This is a genomic window from Pseudomonas sp. 44 R 15, from assembly GCF_900004965.1.
GTDB lineage: Bacteria > Pseudomonadota > Gammaproteobacteria > Pseudomonadales > Pseudomonadaceae > Aquipseudomonas > Aquipseudomonas orientalis_A.
This window is the reverse complement of the sequence record NZ_CVTU01000108.1, coordinates 14,116-33,460: the sequence shown is the minus strand read 5'-3', so window position 1 is coordinate 33,460 and position 19,345 is coordinate 14,116. Positions and strand designations below refer to the sequence as shown.

15 protein-coding genes are annotated in these 19,345 nt (G+C 61.9%); 2 read left to right on the top strand and 13 right to left on the bottom strand.

What is annotated here, in order from left to right; genetic code table 11:
* Window positions 1–488: 488 nt before the first annotated feature.
* Window positions 489–2,294 carry a lipid A export permease/ATP-binding protein MsbA gene (msbA, locus tag BFP93_RS19600; protein ID WP_065894461.1) on the bottom strand — a complete coding sequence of 602 codons (1,806 nt, stop codon included), beginning with the start codon at window positions 2,292–2,294 and terminating at the stop codon, window positions 489–491.
* A gap of 158 nt (window positions 2,295–2,452) precedes the next feature.
* Here msbA and BFP93_RS19595 point away from each other — a divergent pair, with 158 nt between their 5' ends.
* Window positions 2,453–4,309, top strand: a complete 1,857-nt coding sequence (locus tag BFP93_RS19595) for a bifunctional O-antigen ligase/aminoglycoside phosphotransferase family protein (RefSeq protein ID WP_065894457.1) — start codon at window positions 2,453–2,455, stop codon at window positions 4,307–4,309.
* A 55-nt stretch (window positions 4,310–4,364) separates the two neighbouring features.
* Here BFP93_RS19595 and BFP93_RS19590 read toward each other — a convergent pair whose 3' ends face one another.
* From BFP93_RS19590 to BFP93_RS19565, 6 genes are all read right to left on the bottom strand, one after another.
* Window positions 4,365–5,246 (bottom strand): glycosyltransferase, encoded by an 882-nt coding sequence (locus BFP93_RS19590; protein WP_065894456.1) that lies wholly within the window; start codon window positions 5,244–5,246, stop codon window positions 4,365–4,367.
* Window positions 5,243–6,391, bottom strand: coding sequence for a glycosyltransferase family 4 protein (locus BFP93_RS19585; RefSeq protein WP_065894455.1), 1,149 nt, complete (start codon window positions 6,389–6,391; stop codon window positions 5,243–5,245). The genes BFP93_RS19590 and BFP93_RS19585 overlap by 4 nt, the downstream gene beginning before the upstream one ends.
* Before the next feature lie 54 nt (window positions 6,392–6,445).
* The gene (locus BFP93_RS19580) at window positions 6,446–7,846 is read right to left on the bottom strand and encodes a PIG-L deacetylase family protein (protein WP_065894453.1); all 1,401 of its coding nucleotides are present in this window, start codon (window positions 7,844–7,846) and stop codon (window positions 6,446–6,448) included.
* Window positions 7,843–8,739 (bottom strand): antimicrobial resistance protein Mig-14, encoded by an 897-nt coding sequence (locus BFP93_RS19575; protein ID WP_065894451.1) that lies wholly within the window; start codon window positions 8,737–8,739, stop codon window positions 7,843–7,845. Before BFP93_RS19575 ends, BFP93_RS19580 begins: the two co-directional genes overlap by 4 nt.
* Window positions 8,740–10,497 (bottom strand): carbamoyltransferase family protein, encoded by a 1,758-nt coding sequence (locus tag BFP93_RS19570; RefSeq protein ID WP_065886565.1) that lies wholly within the window; start codon window positions 10,495–10,497, stop codon window positions 8,740–8,742. It lies immediately after the preceding gene.
* A gap of 133 nt (window positions 10,498–10,630) precedes the next feature.
* Window positions 10,631–10,966, bottom strand: a complete 336-nt coding sequence (locus BFP93_RS19565) for a YceK/YidQ family lipoprotein (RefSeq protein WP_083205697.1) — start codon at window positions 10,964–10,966, stop codon at window positions 10,631–10,633.
* Window positions 10,967–11,171: 205 nt separating this feature from the next.
* On the opposite strand from BFP93_RS19565, the gene BFP93_RS19560 reads away from it, so the two are divergent.
* Window positions 11,172–13,253: a TonB-dependent receptor family protein gene (locus BFP93_RS19560; RefSeq protein WP_065894449.1), complete on the top strand. Its 2,082-nt coding sequence runs from the start codon at window positions 11,172–11,174 to the stop codon at window positions 13,251–13,253.
* Between the two features lie 169 nt (window positions 13,254–13,422).
* On the opposite strand, the gene BFP93_RS19555 is transcribed toward BFP93_RS19560, so the two are convergent.
* Genes BFP93_RS19555 through waaC form a run of 6 tightly spaced genes read right to left on the bottom strand, consistent with a single transcriptional unit; the run spans window position 13,423 to window position 19,345 of the window.
* Entirely contained in the window at window positions 13,423–14,874 is a 1,452-nt protein-coding gene (locus BFP93_RS19555) for a lipopolysaccharide kinase InaA family protein (RefSeq protein WP_065894447.1), read from the bottom strand.
* Entirely contained in the window at window positions 14,874–15,626 is a 753-nt protein-coding gene (locus tag BFP93_RS19550; protein ID WP_065894444.1) for a lipopolysaccharide kinase InaA family protein, read from the bottom strand. The genes BFP93_RS19555 and BFP93_RS19550 overlap by 1 nt, the downstream gene beginning before the upstream one ends.
* On the bottom strand, window positions 15,623–16,357 hold the full coding sequence (locus tag BFP93_RS19545) for a lipopolysaccharide kinase InaA family protein (protein ID WP_065886570.1): 735 nt from the start codon (window positions 16,355–16,357) through the stop codon (window positions 15,623–15,625). Before BFP93_RS19545 ends, BFP93_RS19550 begins: the two co-directional genes overlap by 4 nt.
* Window positions 16,357–17,163: a lipopolysaccharide core heptose(I) kinase RfaP gene (gene rfaP, locus BFP93_RS19540; RefSeq protein WP_065886571.1), complete on the bottom strand. Its 807-nt coding sequence runs from the start codon at window positions 17,161–17,163 to the stop codon at window positions 16,357–16,359. The genes BFP93_RS19545 and rfaP overlap by 1 nt, the downstream gene beginning before the upstream one ends.
* The gene (locus BFP93_RS19535; protein ID WP_065894442.1) at window positions 17,160–18,284 is read right to left on the bottom strand and encodes a glycosyltransferase family 4 protein; all 1,125 of its coding nucleotides are present in this window, start codon (window positions 18,282–18,284) and stop codon (window positions 17,160–17,162) included. The genes rfaP and BFP93_RS19535 overlap by 4 nt, the downstream gene beginning before the upstream one ends.
* Entirely contained in the window at window positions 18,284–19,345 is a 1,062-nt protein-coding gene (gene waaC, locus BFP93_RS19530; RefSeq protein ID WP_065894440.1) for a lipopolysaccharide heptosyltransferase I, read from the bottom strand. The genes BFP93_RS19535 and waaC overlap by 1 nt, the downstream gene beginning before the upstream one ends.

Below are 19,345 nucleotides of genomic sequence, written 5' to 3'. Positions count from 1 at the left end.
GGGTTAGCCGCACCGGGCCAGGGATGACCCATTGCGGCGGCCCAGAGGCCGCCATCGGGGGCAAGCCCCCTCCCACATTTGGACCGGGGTCGACCAGAATACCGGTCGGCTCTAAGGCCGCCGTGCTTTTGATCTTGATCTTAGGCGCCCCGTTAAACCACGCTGGCCGAACGCAGGCTTGAATTCGTGGGTAACCCGGCAGGACGCCGGGTTAGCCGCACTGGGCCATGGATGGCCCATTGCGGCGGCCCACGAATTCAAGCCTGCGTTCGGGCACACCGAGCCTGGGCGAGGTGCCGAGTGGTGGGGCAAGAGCCCTTTGGTTACTTTGGGGCTTTTCCAAAGTGACCCGCCGTCAGGGCGGAACCAATAGCAGCCGTTACCGCAGAAACGGATATGTACCCGGTCCGACCCAACATCCTGGTCGGCCCAGAGGCCGCCATCGGGGGCAAGCCCCCTCCCACATTCGAGCCGTGCCGCCTGTTGGATCAGGTGATGTCGGCCGCTACCGGCGCATCAAGGCCCATGGCATGCAGGCGCGCGTAGTAGCCGTTCTGCGCCAGCAGCTCACCGTGGGTGCCGCGCTCGACGATGCGCCCGTCGTCCATCACCAGAATCAGGTCGGCCTTCTCGATGGTAGACAAGCGGTGTGCAATCACCAGCGTGGTGCGCCCCTGCATGACCTTGTCCAGCGCGGCCTGGATATGCCGCTCCGACTCGGTGTCGAGGGCCGAGGTGGCCTCGTCGAGAATCAACACCGGTGCGTTCTTGAGCAGCGCACGGGCAATCGCCAGGCGCTGACGCTGGCCACCGGAGAGCAGCACGCCGTTCTCGCCGACCTGGGTATCGAAGCCCTTGGGCAACTGGTCGATGAAGTCCTTGGCGTTGGCATCCGTCGCCGCCGCTTCAACGTCTTCGCGTGGCGCGCCGGCCAGGTCGCCATAGGCGATATTGTTGGTCACGGTGTCGCTGAACAGGGTCACATGCTGGGTGACCTGGGCAATGTGCTTGCGCAGGTTGAGCAGCTTGTAGTCTTCGATCTCGACGCCATCAAGCAGGATTTCACCGCTCTCATGGTGATAGAACCGCGGGATCAGGCTGGCCAGGGTCGACTTGCCACTGCCCGAACGCCCCACCAGGGCGATCATCTGCCCGGGTTCGGCGGTAAAGCAGATGTCCTTGAGCACATGGCGTTCGGTGCCGGGGTAGGTGAAGTTCAGGTTGCGCACTTCCAGGCGACCGCTGACCTTGTCGCGTTCGAGGGTGCCGTGGTCGACCTCCACCTCTTCGTCCAGCTGTTCGAAAATGCTTTCGGCACCGGCCACGCCCTTCTGAATGGTCGAGCTGACCTCCGACAGTTGGCGGATCGGCTTGGGCAACAGACCGGCCAGGGTGATGTAGGCCACCATGTCGCCGGCCGACGCATCGCCGCGCAGATACAGCACCAGGAACATCAGCACCGCCATCGCGGAGTAGATCACCAGTTGCAGCGCCGGGGTGTAGATCGCCCCGGTGCGGGTCATGCGCAGTTGCTTGTTGGTATTGCTCTGGCTGGCCTTGAGGAAACGCTTCTCTTCATAGACCTCGCCACCGAAGCTGCGTACCACGCGGTAACCCTGGATGGTTTCCGAGGCGACGTGGGTCACGTCACCCATGGCCACCTGGATCTTCTTGCTCTGCTTGCGGAATTTCTTGCTGGCCGTGCTGACCATGACGGCAATCAACGGCAGGATGGCAATCATGACCAGCGTCAGGCGCCAGTTCATGAACAGCAGCGAGGCAAACAGGAAGATCACCGTCATGCCTTCGCGGATCACCACCTTGATCGCATCGGTCGCCGCCCCCGTGACCATGGTCACGTTGAAGGTGATGCGGGAAATCAGGTGCCCGGAATTGTGGTTGTCAAAGTAACGGTTAGGCAGCGTCAGCAGGTTGTTGAACAACTGCACGCGCAAATCGTGGACCAGGCCCAGGGAGACCTTGGCCAACAGGTAGTTGCCCAGGAATGAGCCCAGGCCCTGCCAGGCCGCGATCAGAATGATCAGCAGCGGCACCGCCTGCAGCAACTGCAGGTCGCGCAGGAACGGCACGGTCGGAAACAGCACGGCTTCGGGATTGGAAAGGCCGTCGACGAAGTATTTGAGGATGTAACCCAGCATCGGTTGGGTCGACGCGAAAATCAGAAATCCAAGGATACTCAGCGCGAACAAGCCCATATAAGGCTTAACGTAACTGAGCAGGCGGAAGTATATTTTCAAGCTCGAAGGGCTTGCGCTCGGACTGGAGTCGGTCATATCACGCGGCGTTTTGAAAAAGGAGGCTGACTTTAGCACAGCTTCTCTGTTGTACTTGCACCCGGCGTACGCCACGACCCGGCAGGATCACGCGGGCGACATTACATGGCCACCTCCTCGGGAGGGTCGGCTTTCTCTTTCCGGAATGGCTCTATCGTATGCACTCCAAGCGCCTTATCTATGGCTCGAATCGCGTTTTTGACTTCCTGGTCCTGTGGATTTTGCCTGTTGGCTTGCTGTTGCTCTTGAGTGCACTGTTCTTCGTCGGCAACCGCAATGTACTGCACCGGATCGTCTACCTCCTGTTTAGCGTGCCCACTCTGCTCCTGTTGTGCATGCGCCCCTGGGAACTCAAGGACCTCTTGCGCGAACCGATCGCCCTGGCGTTCCTGGTTTTCTCCGCGTGGGCACTGACCAGTCTGCTCTGGAGCCCCGAGCCCAGCGCCGACACCGACCTGTTCAAACGCCCGCTGAACACCTTTATGCTGTTTGGCGGCTGTGGGCTGCTGTTGCACTACCGCAACGAGTTGTTCAAGCCGATCTTCTTCGGTGCCGCAGTGATTGCACTGGTGGTGTGCCTGGGCAACCTGGTGGCCTTCGCGAAGGCGTACGAGCCTGGCATGCGCATGATCGGCGGCCTCGGCGCCCTCGATAATCCGCTGCTCAGCTCCCATCTGTTCGGTTTCTTCACGGTGTACTGGCTGTTTATATGCCTGACCACCCAGCGCCTGAAGGTGTTGTGGTTCAGCGTACCGGCACTGGCGATCATGGGTATCACGGTGTTGGCGACGGGCTCTCGCACGCCTCTGGTGGCACTGATGATGGTGATCGTGTGGATGGCCCTGGTCAGTCGCAACCGCCGCTCGGCGCTGCTGCTCGGTGCAATGGTGCTGGCCAGCGCCGGACTGCTGCTTTTGTACCCGGAACTGATCACGGACCGTGGCAATTCGTTGCGTGTCGAGCTGTGGAAAATGTCGTTGAAACTCATCGCCGACCACCCCTGGATCGGCCATAGCTACGACTCCGAGCTGTACCTGACATTCGACAACGGCTACCAGCTGCGCGAGCCCCATAGCTTTGCCCTTGGCGTGCTCTATTACGTCGGCATCATCGGCTTCATCCCCTGGATCTTCATGCTCGGCTATGCCCTGTACAAGGGCATGCAACGACGCGCACAACCGCTGTTCATCCTGGCATCGTCCCTGCTGGTCTACGGCATCGGTGCGGGCCTGACCGAAGGCGGCGGCATCCTGTCGCGACCCAAGGAGCATTGGTTCCTGCTGTGGATCCCGTTGGCGATCATTACCGGCCTGAGCATCGCCCAGCGCCACCGCAGCCTGCTGCGCATGTCGGTGCAATCGATCAAGCGCCCGGCATTTGACCAGCTGTGCAGCAATGCCCAAGTGATTGAAGCCGATGGCCTGGGGCCAAAAGTCCTGCGCCTGGAAGACGGCAGCTTTCTCAAGCTGTTCCGCCCGCGCCGTTGGTACACCTCCGGCAGCTTCAACCCGTATTCCGAGCGTTTTGCCAGCAACAGCGAACAGTTGCGCAGCCTGGGCATTCCCACCCCGCACATCCTTGGCCTCTACCACTTGCCCGACGCCAGCGGCGCTGTGGCCTACACCCCGCTGCCCGGCCTGACCCTGCGCCAGGCCATGCAAAGCCTGGACAGCAGCCTGCGCGAATCGCTGGTCGAGCGTTTCGGCCGGTTCATGGCGCAATTGCACGAACGCGGTGTGTACTTCCGCTCGCTGCACCTGGGCAACGTGCTGCTGATGGAAGACGGCGAATTCGGCCTGATTGACGTCGCTGACCTGCGCATCTACCCCTCGTCCCTGCGCTACGCCTTGCGCCAGCGTAACCTGCGTCACATGCAGCGCTATCCGCAGGACCGCAACTGGTTGTTCGAAACGCATTTCGAGCAGTTGGTTAAGGGCTATGCGACGGTTGCCAGCCCGACGGCCACGGCGAAACTCCGCGAACAAGTACATAGCCTGGCCAACCCGGCCAGTTGATAAAAAAAGGCGACTATCACTGCCGTGATAGTCGCCTTTTTTACCTCCCTCGTCTTCAGCTCCTCAGCGGCGTCAGATACAGCCGCACCAAGCCACGCAAGGTCTTGCGCCCCCAGAATTTCAGCGGGATCTGCTTGAGAATCTCCCGCGCCAATGGCCGGTCACGGTCGGCGGTCTTGAGGAACATCGAGTTCAGGAAGTTGTAGCGCACCGCATCGTAGGCCGGGTGATCGCTGAACTTGGCGTAGGTATTGAGGATGTTCTGGATCATGTAGCGATGGTTTTTGTAGGTATTGCTGGCGTGCTGTCGGTACTGCGCCATGACTACGTCAAGCGCATCGATGGTGTAGCCCGCCGCGGTTATCTTCAATTGAATCAGCAGGTCTTCCAGGGGAATCAGCGGATCGAAACCACCGACTTCCTCCAGCGCTTCGCGGCGGATCAACATGGTCGGCGCGGGTGGAAACGGCTTGCGGTCCATGAACATGTCGTCGAAGTCGAGACTGCGAAACGGCACATCACGGCGTTGTTTTTTCTCCGGATGCAGGTTGCCGTCACCGTCGATCAGCTCGATGTTGCCGGCGCAGATCCCCACCCTGGGCTTGCCCTCCATGTAGGCCACCTGGGTCGCGATACGGTCGGGCAGCATGATGTCGTCTGAGCCGAATGGCGCGATCAGGCTGCCTTTGGCGCGGGCAAGCGCGTTGTTCAGTGTGGCGGTCAGCCCCTGGTTCTGTTGCACCTGGAAATCAAACCCGTGCTCGGCCTGCAGCCGCCGGATGCATTCGACGCTGTCATCCTTGGAGCCATCGTCGATCACCAGCAATTCGATATTCGGGTAAGTCTGTCCGAGCACACTCAGGATGCTCTGCTCGATGTACCGAGCGTGGTTGTAGGACGCGATAATCACCGAGACCAACGGTTGTTGCGCTGTCATGCTCTACCTGCTTCTTTCAAACCGGTTTCGATCAAATCCAGATACTTGCCCTGGAACTCAGCCAAGGCGTGGTTTGCCTCCAGGTAACGGAAGACCTGCTCACCCTTGGCGCGTAACTGTTCATCACTCATGGCCAGGTAAGTGTCGAGCGCCGCAGTCAATTGCTCCACATTGCCGGGCTCATGAGACAAGCCGCCCGCCCCTTCAACCAGCGGCAACATGGCCGGCCCGTTGGAGGCGATCACCGGCAGGCGCCCGCTCATGCCTTCCAGCAGCGCCAGGCCCAAGCCTTCAAGCAGGGACGGCATGGTCCAGATATCGAACGCACGTACGTACTGCAGACCGTCCTCACGAAAGCCCAGCAAATGCGCACGCCCCACGAGCCCAAGACGCTCGATGTCCGCCCGCAGGTCAGCTTCGGCGCGGCCGGAACCGATGATACCCACCTGAGCCTCAGGATATTTGTCCTTGAGCCGTGCAAACGCCTGCAACAGATGCGTGTGCCCCTTGATCGGGACCAGGCGCCCCAGGGCACCAATCATCCGTGCCTCCAGAGGCAAGCCAAGGGCCTGCCGCGCTTGCTCGCGCGGCAACTGCAAGGCCTCGGCCTGGGGGATGTCGATCGCGTTGGTGACAAAGGTGGTGTTCTCGTGGGTAAAGCCACAGTTCAAGCCCACCAGGTAATCCCTCACCGCCGCCGAAACCCCGACAAACCGCCAGGCCGGGCTGACCATGCGGCGCATCTGGCGCCGACGATAGGCCCGCTCGTATTCGCCGAAACCGTGGGAGATGCCGATGCACAGGGGAATCTTCAACCAGCGGTTGAGCGCCAGCATCATGTTCACCGACTTGAAGCGGTTACAGATGACCACGTCGAACTTCTGCTCGCGGCAATACTTGTAGATTTCCCACATGGCCCGCAGACGAATGCCCTTCAGGGCTTTCTCGGGAAATTCGAAATATTTGGAATGGTCGGCCACGCTCAGCGGCTGGCCCGGCTGGGGGCGTCCACTGAGGAAGGCCGATGTGACCTCGAACCGTTCAACCGGCAACGACTTGACGATCTGCTCACCGAGGTCAGCAAAATCATGGAGTTTGACGTTGTAGTCCGGTTGTAGCTGCAAAACCTTGAAACGAGGCTTCATATTGCTCCATGAGGCAACCGGGCTACTGCGCGCAGCCCGACGTAAAAATCAACTTCAGTCCTGCTTGAGCACCCAAAGCAGTTCATGACGGCGCACGGCCTTGCGAAAAAACTCATTCTCGCCGTAAGGCGATGGACAACGACCCGCCAGCAATTGTTGCAGCAGACGGCGCACGCGACGCTTGAAGGGCGGCCGGGGTTGCAGGTCATGCATCATGCCCAGCGCCATGGCCTTGTCCTGCTGCTGGCTCACGCTCAGCACACGGCAATAGGGTTCGAATGCCTGGCCGGCCTCGAACTGCGGCGGCAACGCCACGCCGGCGCCCGAATTGCCCATGGGCCAGCGGTCGTTATCATGCAGGTGGTTGGCGTACCCGAGCAATGTGCTGGGTTGCCACTCCAGCCCTTGCAACGCTTCAATAACGGCGTTGTAGGCGCAGATATGATCCGGGTGAGGGTCAAGGAGCGGTGTCGGCAACACGATCACCTCGGGCCGCGCCTTGAGCAGCACCGCACGTAGATCGGCAATCAGATTGACCCACGTCGGTGCACCGTCCAGATCGCCGGGCAGCGCCAGGCTGTTGAACCGGCGGAACAGCCGCGTATCTTCCAATTGCGCCTCGCGGGACGCCTGGGGCTGATCCGGCGCGGCCTGCATGGCCGGCAGTTGCAGGCAGAAGTAGCCCAATTGCACGCACTGTGCTTCGGGAACACCGGCCCAGCGCGGCACGCAAATGCTGTCCCAGGCACGCAGGCGTCCCTTGAGTCGAGCGGCATCGGCCTGCGCCAGGCCCATCTGCTGATAGTGCTCGGCTTCGATTTCACCTGCGGTGAGGGTCACAATCCAGCTCTCATCCGCCTGGGCATAGAGGCCAAAGGCGGCCAGTTCGGCGTCGTCGGCGTGGGGGGCGATCACCATGACCCGCTGACGGGCGTGATCCGGCTGACGGAAAATCCACAGGCTGGGCTGGCCGACCACGCGGCACAAGAGGCCGCGCAACGTCAATTCACCCGCCGCCAGCGTTGCGGCAGAACCGGTCAGATTCAGGTAGCGCTTGCCCGCCACGCCGCGCTCGAACGCCTGACAATCCCCGGCCAGCTCGACCGCCGGGTCAAGGAAACGCCCGAGCCAACCGCTCTTGAGCTGCACTTCAAGGATCAGCGTTTCGTCACCTGCCAGATCCAGCGGCGTCTGCGGCACCCATCGCCCGTTATCCAGGCGCAGGCCAACCTGCTGGCCGCTCGGGGCGAAGTGGTATTGATAGTCGTCATTGGGCGAATAAAACAGATGATCGGCGAACCAGGCTTCGTGAGCCACCCACAGCAGCAGCGCAAGGATCAGCGGCAGCCACCAGGCCACCATCACACCCGTCGCAACCAGTATCAGCAGGCAGATCAATAGCGCGACGCGCTTGTTGCGCCGATGGCGCTTGAGCAATTGCTGTTTGCGGCTCATACGCTGAACACCGGCACCGGGTTGCACCAGCGCTCTTTATATTCACGGTCGGCACGCCCGAACGAGAAGCGCAACGGCAAATCCTGCGCGCGCGCATGTTCCCAGGCACTTTGTGTATTGAGGAAACTCAGCACGCTCCCCGGGCTGAACGCACGGGTCTCAGGGTCGACGCCACCGTTGACGTACTCAACGCTTATCCATTCGGGCGCTTGAACGCGATACACCACCTGCACGGCAATCGGCGCGTCATTGAGAAACAGCACCGAACCGACCAGAAGCGTCTTGAGCAATTCCAGCACCTCGGCCAGTCGCTCGGCACCGGTGGCAGGAAAGCCCCAGCGAAGCTGGAACAGATCGCAGTAAATCGCCGCCAGTTCCACGCCGGAAAACTCGCTGACCGGCCGCGCCACGCCACCCGCTTCCTCCAGCAAACGCAATTCACGGCGCTGGTTGTAGCGAAATTTTTTCGACAGGTCTTCGGGAGTGCGCGCCATGGCCAATTGCTCGGCCTGGGGCTTGAGGGTACTCACGCGCCCCTGGTTCAGCGCCGACAGATAACGGCCACGGTGACGCAGCGGCACCTGCGCATCAGCGGCTATCGGCAGGATGATCTCGGCATTGCCCAGGTCAAACAGGCCCTTCTTGCCGGTGCGCTTGAGCACGTCCTTGGACAGGGCCAGGTCGCGTCCCCAGGTGGCGATCGCCCCCTTGAGTTCACCCCCTTGCTCCCAGCCCAGGTAACGCACCGGAATCTGCGCCAACCCCGCCAGGCGTTCGATCACCTGGGGATGGGTCGCCACGCTGCCGCCGTAACGCTGCCAGGCCTGGGCGTAAACGTCGGCGTCGACAGGCGTCCAGCCACGTTCACGCCAACCCTGGAAGCGGTTCAGCATTTAAACCACAGCGTCATAAGGGTCCACGCCATCCTTGACCACCAGGATGTCTTCCATGATCAGGTACTGCAGGTCGGAGCCGAAGAACATGTTCAGCGCGTCGGTCGGCGAGCAGATCATCGCTTCGCCACGACGGTTGAGCGAGGTGTTCAGGGACACGCCGTTGCCGGTCAATACTTCCAGCTCTTTCATCATGTCGTAGTAGCGCGGGTTGTACTCGCGCTTGAGCACCTGGGCGCGGGAGGTGCCGTCTTCATGCACCACTTCCGGCACGCGGGTCTTCCATTCTTCCGACACTTCAAAGGTGAAGGTCATGAACGGCGCCGGGTGGTCGACCTTGATCATGTGCGGGGCCACGGTGTCGAGCATCGACGGGCAGAAAGGCCTCCAGCGCTCGCGGAACTTGATCTGGTGGTTGATACGGTCGGCCACGCCGGTGGCGCTCGGGCAACCGATGATCGAACGACCGCCCAGGGCACGCGGACCAAACTCCATGCGGCCCTGGAACCAGGCCACCGGGTTGCCGTCGACCATGATCTTGGCGATGCGCTTGGGCATGTTTTCGATCTTGCGCCAGTTCGGCTTGCTTTCATGTTTGGCGCAGGCGGCGATCACGTCTTCGTTGCTGTAGGACGGGCCGAGGTAGACGTGTTCCATCTTCTCCACCGGCACACCACGCGCGTGGGACACATAGGCGGCCGCACCCACGGCAGTGCCGGCATCGCCGGACGCCGGCTGCACGAACAGCTCCTTGACGTCATCGCGGGCAATGATCTTCTGGTTCAGCTTGACGTTCAGCGCGCAGCCGCCGGCAAAGGCCAGCTTGCCGGTGTCCTTGAGGATGTCGCCCAGGTAATGGTCGATCATCTGCAAGGCCAGTTTCTCGAACAGCGCCTGCATGCTGGCCGCGTAGTGGATGTACGGCTCGTCGGCGATATCGCCTTCGCGCTTGGGACCCAGCCACTCGATCAGTTTTGGCGAGAAGTAGAACCCCTTGCCCTTCTCTTTATAACGGCGCAGGCCGATGACGTTGGCGTAGTCGGTGTTGATCACCAGCTCGCCGTTCTCGAAGGAGGCCAGGCGCGAGAAATCGTACTTGCTGGCATCGCCATACGGCGCCATGCCCATGACCTTGAACTCACCGTCGAGCATCTCGAAACCGAGGAACTCGGTGATTGCGCCATACAGGCCGCCCAGGGAGTCCGGATCGTAGAATTCCTTGATCTTGTGGATCTTGCCGTTTTCGCCATAGCCGAAGAACGTGGTGGCGTACTCACCCTTGCCGTCGATGCCCAGGATCGCGGTTTTCTCCTGGAAGCCCGAGCAGTGGTAGGCGCTGGAAGCGTGGGCCAGGTGGTGTTCAACCGGTTCGATCTTGATTTTCTTCGGATCGAAGCCAAGTTGCTCCAGGCACCAGACAATCTTGTTGCGATAGCGCTTGTAACGGCGATTGCCCATCAGGATCGCGTCGAGCGCGCGGTCCGGGGCGTACCAGTAGCGTTTGGCGTAGTGCCAGCGCGCCTCGCCGAACAGGCTGATCGGGGCGAACGGGATCGCCACCACGTCAACGTCGGACGGTTTGATGCCGGCCTGTTCCAGGCAGAACTTCGCCGACTCGTAGGGCATGCGGTTCTTTGCATGTTTGTCGCGTACGAAGCGCTCTTCTTCGGCGGCCGCAATCAGCTTGCCGTCGATATACAGGGCCGCGGAAGGATCATGGCTAAGGGCGCCGGACAGGCCAAGAATCGTCAATGCCACTGGGGTCTAGCCTCTTTTAGTCTGCATGCAGGCGCAGCGCGCCTGAAAAAAGTGTGCCTCCCGCCCGGGCGGGAAACAGCTAAAGGGCGGGATTATAACTTAAAAGCAGCAGGAAGCTGTTAGCGGCAAGGGGCTAGCGCAGGTCGATGCTGCCGTCGGCGCTTTGTCGGTAGACGGTGTAGGGCAGCAAGAGCGTGTCCATGACGCCGGAGAGCGGCACATCGATGAAGGTCCAGGGCACGCTGTTCAGCGCCAGGCTGCCCCCCGTATTCGGCGGCCCGTGCAGGACACACAGGTTATACGTCACCCCACTGTAGATACGCGGCACGGACTGGCAATAGGTTTTATCCGCCTTGAGCGCTCTCACGGTGGCGGCATCTTCACGCATCACCGTGGTGACGGTCCCGCAGCCAACCATCATCGACGCACTCCACGCCAGCACCAGCAACTTCATATTGGTTGTGCACATGCCCAGCTCTTCTTTTTTGAATGAGGTCGAAAATCTAGCATCGCCCATCCAATGGTCCAGGCGCCTGGCGCCGTCGCTTTGCGTGGGAAACTTCCTGTTCAGCCCAACGGCAATCAGGTTCGGCAAAATCGAGGGGAATCGTTAAACTTGCGACATTTGCGCCTACGCCACTCAACATGCGTTGCGCCACGGACTCGGCCTCTTCATGACCCTACCCGCTCCCACTCCCCTCGCCCTGCTCCTGCTGGGCCTGTGCAGCACCGTCCAGGCCGAAGAAACGCCGTTGCTGCTGGACCCCAGCGTGGTCACCGGCTCGCGCAGCGCCAGCCCGACCTTCGACCTGCCGTACTCGGTGGACGCCATCAGCCGCGAACAGATCAGCGACGGTCAACTTGGCATCAACGCCTCCGAAGCCCTGTCCCGCGTGCCTGGCCTGGTGGTGCAGAACCGCCAGAACTATGCGCAGGACCTGCAGATTTCTTCCCGTGGCTTCGGTGCCCGCTCGGCGTTCGGGGTGCGCGGCATCAAGCTGGTTGCCGACGGCATCCCCGCCAGCACCCCGGATGGCCAGGGCCAGGCGGCAACGTTCAACCTCGACACCGCCGAGCGCATCGAAGTCCTGCGCGGCCCGGCAGCGACCCTGTACGGCAGCAACGCTGGCGGGGTGATCCAGATGTTCTCCCGCAACGGCGAAGGCCCGCCACGCATTGGCGCCGAAACCCTGGTGGGCAGCGACGGGCTGAGCAAAAACCACCTCACCGCCGAAGGCGCAGCCGAGGGTGCAGGCTTTGTGCTGGACGCCTCGCGCATGGACACCAATGGCTACCGCGATCACAGCAGCGCACGCCGTGACCAGACGTTCGCCAAGCTCAACTTCCAGCCCGATGACGACAGCAAGCTGGCGTTGATCTACAGCAGCCTGGAGCAGAACGGTACGCAGGACCCGCTGGGGCAGACCTGGGCGGCGTACAAGGCTGACCCGCGCTCGGTGAGCACCAATGCGCTGACCTACAACACGCGTAAAAGCATCGACCATCAGCAACTGGGCATGAACTACGAGCGCTACATCGGCGATGCGACGCTGCAGGTGAATGCGTATACGGGGCGGCGCAGTGTGATTCAGTACCTGTCGATCCCCAGGGGCACCCCCGCCAACGAGCGCGGCGGTGGCGTGGTGCAGTTTGACCGCACGTTCTACGGTGGCAGCGCGCGCTGGATGCAGCCTATCCAGAGCGCGCCGGGGGAGTTGACGATCATCGCGGGCCTGGACTTCGACCAGAGCGAAGACAGCCGCCACGGCTATCAGAACTACAGCGGCGCCACCCTGGGCGTGAAAGGCCAGCTGCGCCGCGATGAAATCGACACCGCGCGCAGCCTCGACCCTTACCTCCAGGCCAACTGGGCCCTTGGCCGCTGGACCCTGCAGGCCGGCATTCGCCACAGCACCATGGAGCTGGAGGTGGACGATCAATTCCTCGGCAACGGCGACGCCAGCGGCAGCAAGACCTACCAGAAGAACACGCCGTCGATGAGCGTGATGTACGCCTTCACGCCCGACCTGCACGGTTACGTCAGTGCCGGCAAAGGCTTCGAAACGCCCACCCAGGCCGAGCTGGCCTATGCGCCGGGTAACATCGAGGGTTTCAACTTTGGCTTGAAGCCGTCGCAAAGCACGCAATATGAAATAGGGTTGAAGGCACAACTGAACAACACCCGCATCAACGCTGCGCTGTTTCAGATCACCACTGATGACGAACTGGTGGTGCAGCAATCCATCGGCGGTCGCACCAGCTATCAAAATGCCGGTCGCACGCTGCGCCGTGGATTCGAACTTGGGGTCGAGAGCCAACTCAGCGAGCAGTGGAGCGCCAACCTCGCCTACACCCGCCTGCAAGCCACCTACGACAGCGACTTTGCCAGCGGCGCGAACACCATCGACAAAGGCAACTACCTGCCCGGCGTGCCGCAAACCACGCTGTTCACCGAGCTGAACTGGAAACCACGGGACTGGGTCAGCACCGCCATCGAAGGCATGTACCGCAGCAAAGTCTATGTCGAAGACACCAACCGCCAACACGCCGCACCGGGCTACAGCGTATTCAACTGGCGCGCACGGTTTGAGCAGAAGATCGAGCACTGGACATTCCACCAGACCTTGCGCCTGGATAACCTGCTGGATCGCCAGTATGTGGGCTCGGTGATCGTGGGGGACGGCAATGGACGCTACTACGAAGCGGCGCCGGGGCGGTCGTGGTATGCGGGGGCTGGGGCTGAATACCAATTCTAATGTGGGAGGGAGCTTGCTCCCGATGCGGTGGGTCAGTTACACAGGCATTCACTGACACACCGCATCGGGGGCAAGCCCCCTCCCACACTGACCGCGTTCACACCTTCAGATGTGTAAATACAGTCAAATGTGGGAGGGGGCTTGCCCCCGATAGGGCCGAAGGCCCGCTTCACCCGGCGACGCTGACCTCTTTGGGCAACCGCTGATCAATCACCCGATACAACGCACTGTCCTGCGGCCAGTTGCGCATGAACCGCGCACGGTCTTTGGCATACGCCGCAGCAAAGCTGGCAACCGAGCTGTGTTGGCACATGGCGTCCAGGTCGATCATCGCCCAGCGCCCTTCGCTCCAGAACAGGTTATGCCCCTTGAAATCCCCATGGCTGATGCGCGCCTCGATCAACTCGGCGAACAGCCGGTCCAGCGCCAGCAGTTCATCTTCCGGCGCGTCGCCGCGTTCGACATAGGGCGCAAAGCGCTCGATGATGTCCGGCCCCGGCAGGTATTCGGTGACCAGATAGGCACGGCTGCGCAACCAGAAAAAGCGCTTCTCCAGGACCGCCAGCGGCTTGGGCGTAGCAAAGCCGAGGAACGCCAGGCGATTGCCTTCGCGCCAGGAATGCCAGGCACGGCTCGGGCGCCAGAAGCGTTTGAGCCAGTGGGTGAAACCCTTGATGTTGTAGCGCTTGATCACCAGAGGCCGGCCGGCCACTTCGACCCTGGCCACGCTCGCGGCGCCGCCGGTCTTGTACAGATGGCCCTGGTCGAGCAGCGCATCGGCCTTTTCAAGCACTGGCAGCATGGCCGCCTCTTCCTCACGGCGAATCGCGCGCAGACCAAAGGCGCCACGTACCACACTGAACAGGGTGCACTCGCGGCCGACCTTGTTCAGGTAGTCGCGCAAGCGCCAGGCGCTGACTTTGCGCACCTGCTTTTCCAGAGCCTCCAGCGGCAAGGCATGTTCGCCGTTGGCCAGCAGGTAATACACCAGCAATTCTTCGGTAAACGGCGCGAGGTTTTTCGGCAACTGGGCAAAGAACACCCCGAGGTTTTCCAGCACGCGATTGCGCGACAGCGGCTTGCCCGCCTCTTCGACACGAATCCCCGCGCCATCAATCAGATACAGCTTGCCGCCCTGGCGCAGCAGGTTGTCCAGGTGCAGGTCTTCCTGCCACAAGCCCTTGGCATGCATCTGCGCAATCGCGCCCAGCGCTTCGGCAAGCACGGCGGTTTGTTCGTCGGCCAATGGCGGCAAGCCTTCGACAGCGCGCCAGGCGTCGGCCAGGCTGTGGGCGCCTTCGAGAAACTCGAACAGCAGCCAGCCACCCTCGCCTTCCTGCAAACCGTCGGCCAGCAACAGCGGCGTGGTCAGGCCTTGTTCGGCCAGCAAACGCACCCCGCTGCGCTCACGCTGGAAATGCCGCGCCGCCGAATTGCCAACCAGCAACTTGGCCAGCACCGGGCGACCGCGCCATATGGCGGCGCCGACGTAGCGCTGCCCCGGCAAAACCCGCAGCAGGTTGAGCAGTTGCAGTTGGCCCGGGCCTGCCGCATCGACCAGGTCGAGGGTCAGCGGCAGGCTGGGAGTACGGCCGGCGTTTTTCAGCTCGGACAAACGCATCAGCGGTTTTCCTTGTGGCTGCGGCGCGCGGTAAGACGCTGATACCAGGTGGCGACCAGCGCACTGTCTTCAGGCTGCTCAAGATACGCCGCCAGGAGTTGTCGCACCTGCGCATCCGACCATTGCGGCGCGCGGCGCAGCAGGGGTTCGAGGTCCTTGACCCGGTCACGCCAGCCGAACAACAAAGGGCGGGTTTTCTCGAGGTCGATCAACTGCGCGGCGTAACCGTCAGCGGTGGCCTGCAGGAAAATATGCTTGGGATAAAAACAGCCATGCACCTGCCCCACGCTGTGCAACCGACGCGCAAGCCCGCCGCAGGCCAGCAGGATGGCGCGCTGCTGGGCGTCGCTCGACTGCGGCCAGTGTTCCAGCAACGAGTCCAAATCGTTCCAACCGTCCAGGGCGCGGGTAAGCAACATCGCACGGCGCTCGCCCTTGACCTTGCGCTCGCCGAAGAACACCGCCTGCAAGGCAGGAATGCCCAGCTTGCGGTACAGGCTGATATTACGAAACTCACGGGCAAAACTTGGCTCGCCGAACGGCCGGTACAAGGTACGCGTCAGGTAGTTGCTCTGGCGCTTGAGGTAGTAACCCTGACCCTCAAGCTCCAGGCGATACACGCTGCTCCATCCGTCGCCGCTGGTGTTGGGCTCATCCACCGCATCCAGTTGCTTGGCCCACAACGTATCGAAGCTGGCCAGGTCGTTGCGCTCAAGCAAAGCGCGGTCTTCGGCCGCCAGGAAGTCACTCATTCACGTCCCTCGAAAAACTTCACCACATGGCGAATCCGTTGTTTGTCTGACGTCGTCAGGTGCGTGCGTTGGCGGTATTGCATGTAGAAACGCAGGCGCTGAGTGGCCGACAGATGATACTTGGCGACCTTGTCCAGGCAGGCCAGGTCTTTGGTAATGCGGTATTTGAGCCAGAAGCCGCGCCAGAAATCGCCGTTGGGACAGTCGATCATGTACAGGGTGCGCTGATCGTCCACCAGCAGGTTGCGCCACTTCAAGTCGTTATGGGTGAAGCGATGGTCGTGCATGGTCCGCGTGTACTCGGCGAGCTGGCGGCTGATACCGTCGACCCAGCGAGGGTCTTTCAGACGCGGGTCATTACGTTCGGCCAACACCGATAAATCCTCGGTCCTGGGCAATTCCCGGGTAATCATTGCACCCCGGTCATAGGCCAAGCCCTTGCGATCCAGGCCCCAGGCCACCACATCGGCGGTCGGAATCCCCCATTTGGCGAAGCGCTTGAGGTTCTGCCATTCGGATTTCACCCGCGGCTTGCCCAGGTAGCGGCGCAGGCCTTTGCCGGCGCCGACGTACCGCTTGACGTAATAATTGATCCCGCCGCGCTCCACCCGGATGACTTCCGACAGCGGGTCGCGGGTCAGGCGCTCGCCTTGCAGGGCGAACACGGCTTCCAGGCTGCCAAAGTCGTCCGCGAGCGCAGCGTAAGCGGGTTCCAGATTCCAACCCGCCATCAGAGTGCATCCCCGTAACGCTGTTTGCGCGCGTAGAGCTTGTCGGCCTTGCCTTGCAGCCACAGCAACAGAGCGCTTTCCTCGGCGAGGATCTGGCGCAGCGGCTGCTGGAAATAGCCCTTGAGAAAGCGCAGCTTGTCGCGACGGGTCAGGCCGATGTCCAGCGCCGAGAAGTACAGCGCCGCCAGGTCCTTGTCACGCCAGCGATGGCTGATTTTGTCGCGCGTCTGGGCGCGGTGCAGGTCGATGATCGAGAGCTTGAAGTTATCCGCCGTCACCGGCGTATCGGTGTGCAACAGGAAGTGGCAGATGTAGCAATCACGGTGGTTAACGCCGCCGCGATGCATCATGCCGGTCATGCGCGCCACTTCAGCGATCAGCGCGCGCTTGAGACGCGGCTGCGGCGGCTGCTTGAGCCAGTCGATGCTGAAGTCTTCCAGGCTGACAGTCGGCGCCAGTTCTTCGGTAATGATGAAGGAGTGCTGATCGGCCGGGTTGCTGCCGCGCTCGCCATAGGCCACGGCGGTCATGGTCGGCACGCCCAGTGCCTGCAGGCGCTGGATCGCCAGCCATTCCTGACCGGCGCCCAGCACCGGCAGCTTGGCGGTCACAAGGTTCTTGACGATCTCGCCCCAGCCGATCCCACGGTGGATCTTCACAAAGTAGCCGCGGCCATCCACCTCGGTACGCAGCGTGCGACGCGCCTCCAGTTCACGGTAAACCTCGCCTTGCAGGCGCTCGACTGCGGCGAACGCATCCTGCCCGGCCCAGAGGGTTTTGAACGGTTCGGCAAGCATCAATTTCATCGTTTTGGCTCCGCCAGAATCACATCCGCAGCGTGCTGCGGCATGCTATAGAGGTCGGCCGTCTCGGCGAAGGCCAACCCATTGCGGCCCCAGGCCGCGCGCTGTGCAGAATCAGACAACATCCGCGCCAGGTACCCGTTGAGCTGCGTCTGTTCGAACGGCTCATCCAGGACCAGGCCACTGTCGGCTTCGGCGATGTAATGGGCATAGCCACATACCGCCGAGACCAGCACCGGCAACCCGGCCACCAGGGCTTCGAGCAAGACCGTGCCGGTGTTTTCGTTATACGCCGGGTGGATCAACAGGTCGGCGCCCAGCAGGAAACGCGGGATATCGCTGCGCCCCTTGAGGAACTGCACGTTATCGCCCAAACCCAATGTGGCGCTCTGCAATTGGAATACTTTGGGGTCGTCCTGGCCGATTACAAACAGACGGGTGCGTTTCTTCAATTGCGACGGTAACGCCGCCAGCGCCTTGAGGCTGCGGTCGACGCCCTTGGTCTTGAAGCCCGAACCGATCTGCACCAGCAGCAAGTCGTCCTCGCCCAGGCCGAATTCCTGGCGGAACCCTTCGCGTATCATGGCCGCATCCGGCGGCGCACGTCGATCCTGGGCAATGCCCGGCGGCAGCAGGTGGAAGCGTTCCAGCGGTGTGGCGTAATACTTGATGAACAGCGGCTGCTGCACCTCGGAAATCATCAGGATTTCGGTCTTGGCGTCCTTGGCAAACACGGCGCGCTCGTAGTCGGCAAAGTGCTTGTAACGACCAAAATAACGGTACAGCGAATGACGCAGGTTTTGCGCCTTGTCTTCAAAGCAGCCGTCGGCGGCGTAGTACACGTCCAGGTCGGGCATCTTGTTGAAGCCGATCAGGCGATCCACCGGGCGTTTGGCAAGGTCGGCTTTCATCCACGCGCTGAGCTTCTCGTTGCGCCGATGGTTGAAGAATGCCTTGACCGGCGCCACCAGCACTTCAAAGCCCGGCGGGATATCGCCCTCCCAGATCAAGGTGTACACGCGGATTTTATGCCCGCGTTGCTGGCACTCCAGGGCGATGCGCATGAAGTCGCGCTGCAAGCCACCGAAGGGAAAATATTTGTACAGTACGAAAGCCAGTTGCATCAGTGCAGTTCCTCAGCCAGTAACAACGTGCTCAGCCGGCTCGCTACACGCTCAGGATTGAGGCGCGTGAAGCACAGGGGCGACTCGCGCTTGATGTCGAACCGCCGCAGGTCATCGGCGGTGGGTTGATAAGTGCATTGCTTTTGCAGGCACGGCGCACACGGCCAGTCGCTGGCCAGGTGGATCTGGCCTTTGCCGTAGGCGCCGGTGAGGCCCGGATTGGTAGGCCCGAACAGCGAAATGGTCGGCACATCCAGCGCAGCCGCCAGATGACCCAGACCGGTGTCCACCGCCACACAGGCACGGGCACCGGCCAACACACGGGCCACGCCCGCCAGGTTCAGTTTTGGCAGCACTTCGGCGTTGGCCAGGCCTTGAGCCAGGCGCTCGGCGCGGGCCTTTTCGACGGCGCTGCCCCACGGCAATTTCACGTCCACGCCCAGGCGGCCCATGCGTTCGGCCAGTTCGCGCCAGTAGGCCTCGGGCCAGTGCTTGGTGTCCCAGGTCGTGCCGTGCAGCAGCAACACGAAGGGTTTCTTCGGCGGCAGGCCCAGCAGTTTCTCGACGCTCAGGCCATAGTCGCCCAGGCCCTTGGGCAGGTCGTAACCCAACGCCACGGCAAACAGTTGGCGCAGGCGCTCCACCGCATGTTGCCCGCGGGCCACGGCCAGGCGGCGGGAATAAAAGCGCGCCGCCAGGGGTTCGCGTGCCGAGCTTTTATCGAACCCGGCTACCGGCGCCCGCACGTAGCGGGTCAGCCAGGCACTTTTCAACAGGCCCTGGGCGTCGATCACCAGGTCATACCGGGTCGACTGCAGCGCCTGTTTGAACCGCCGCCATTCGCCGCTCTTGAGGGTTTGCCAGAGGTTCTTGCGCCAGCGACGAATCGCCACCGGGATCACCTTGTCTACCGCCGGGTGCCAGGTCGGGATTTCAGCGAAGCCTTCTTCCACCACCCAGTCGAAACGGATGCCGGGGATCGCCCGCGCCGCATCGGTCAGTGCCGGCAAGGCGTGGATCACGTCGCCCAGGGATGAGGTCTTGATTACCAGTACCCGCAA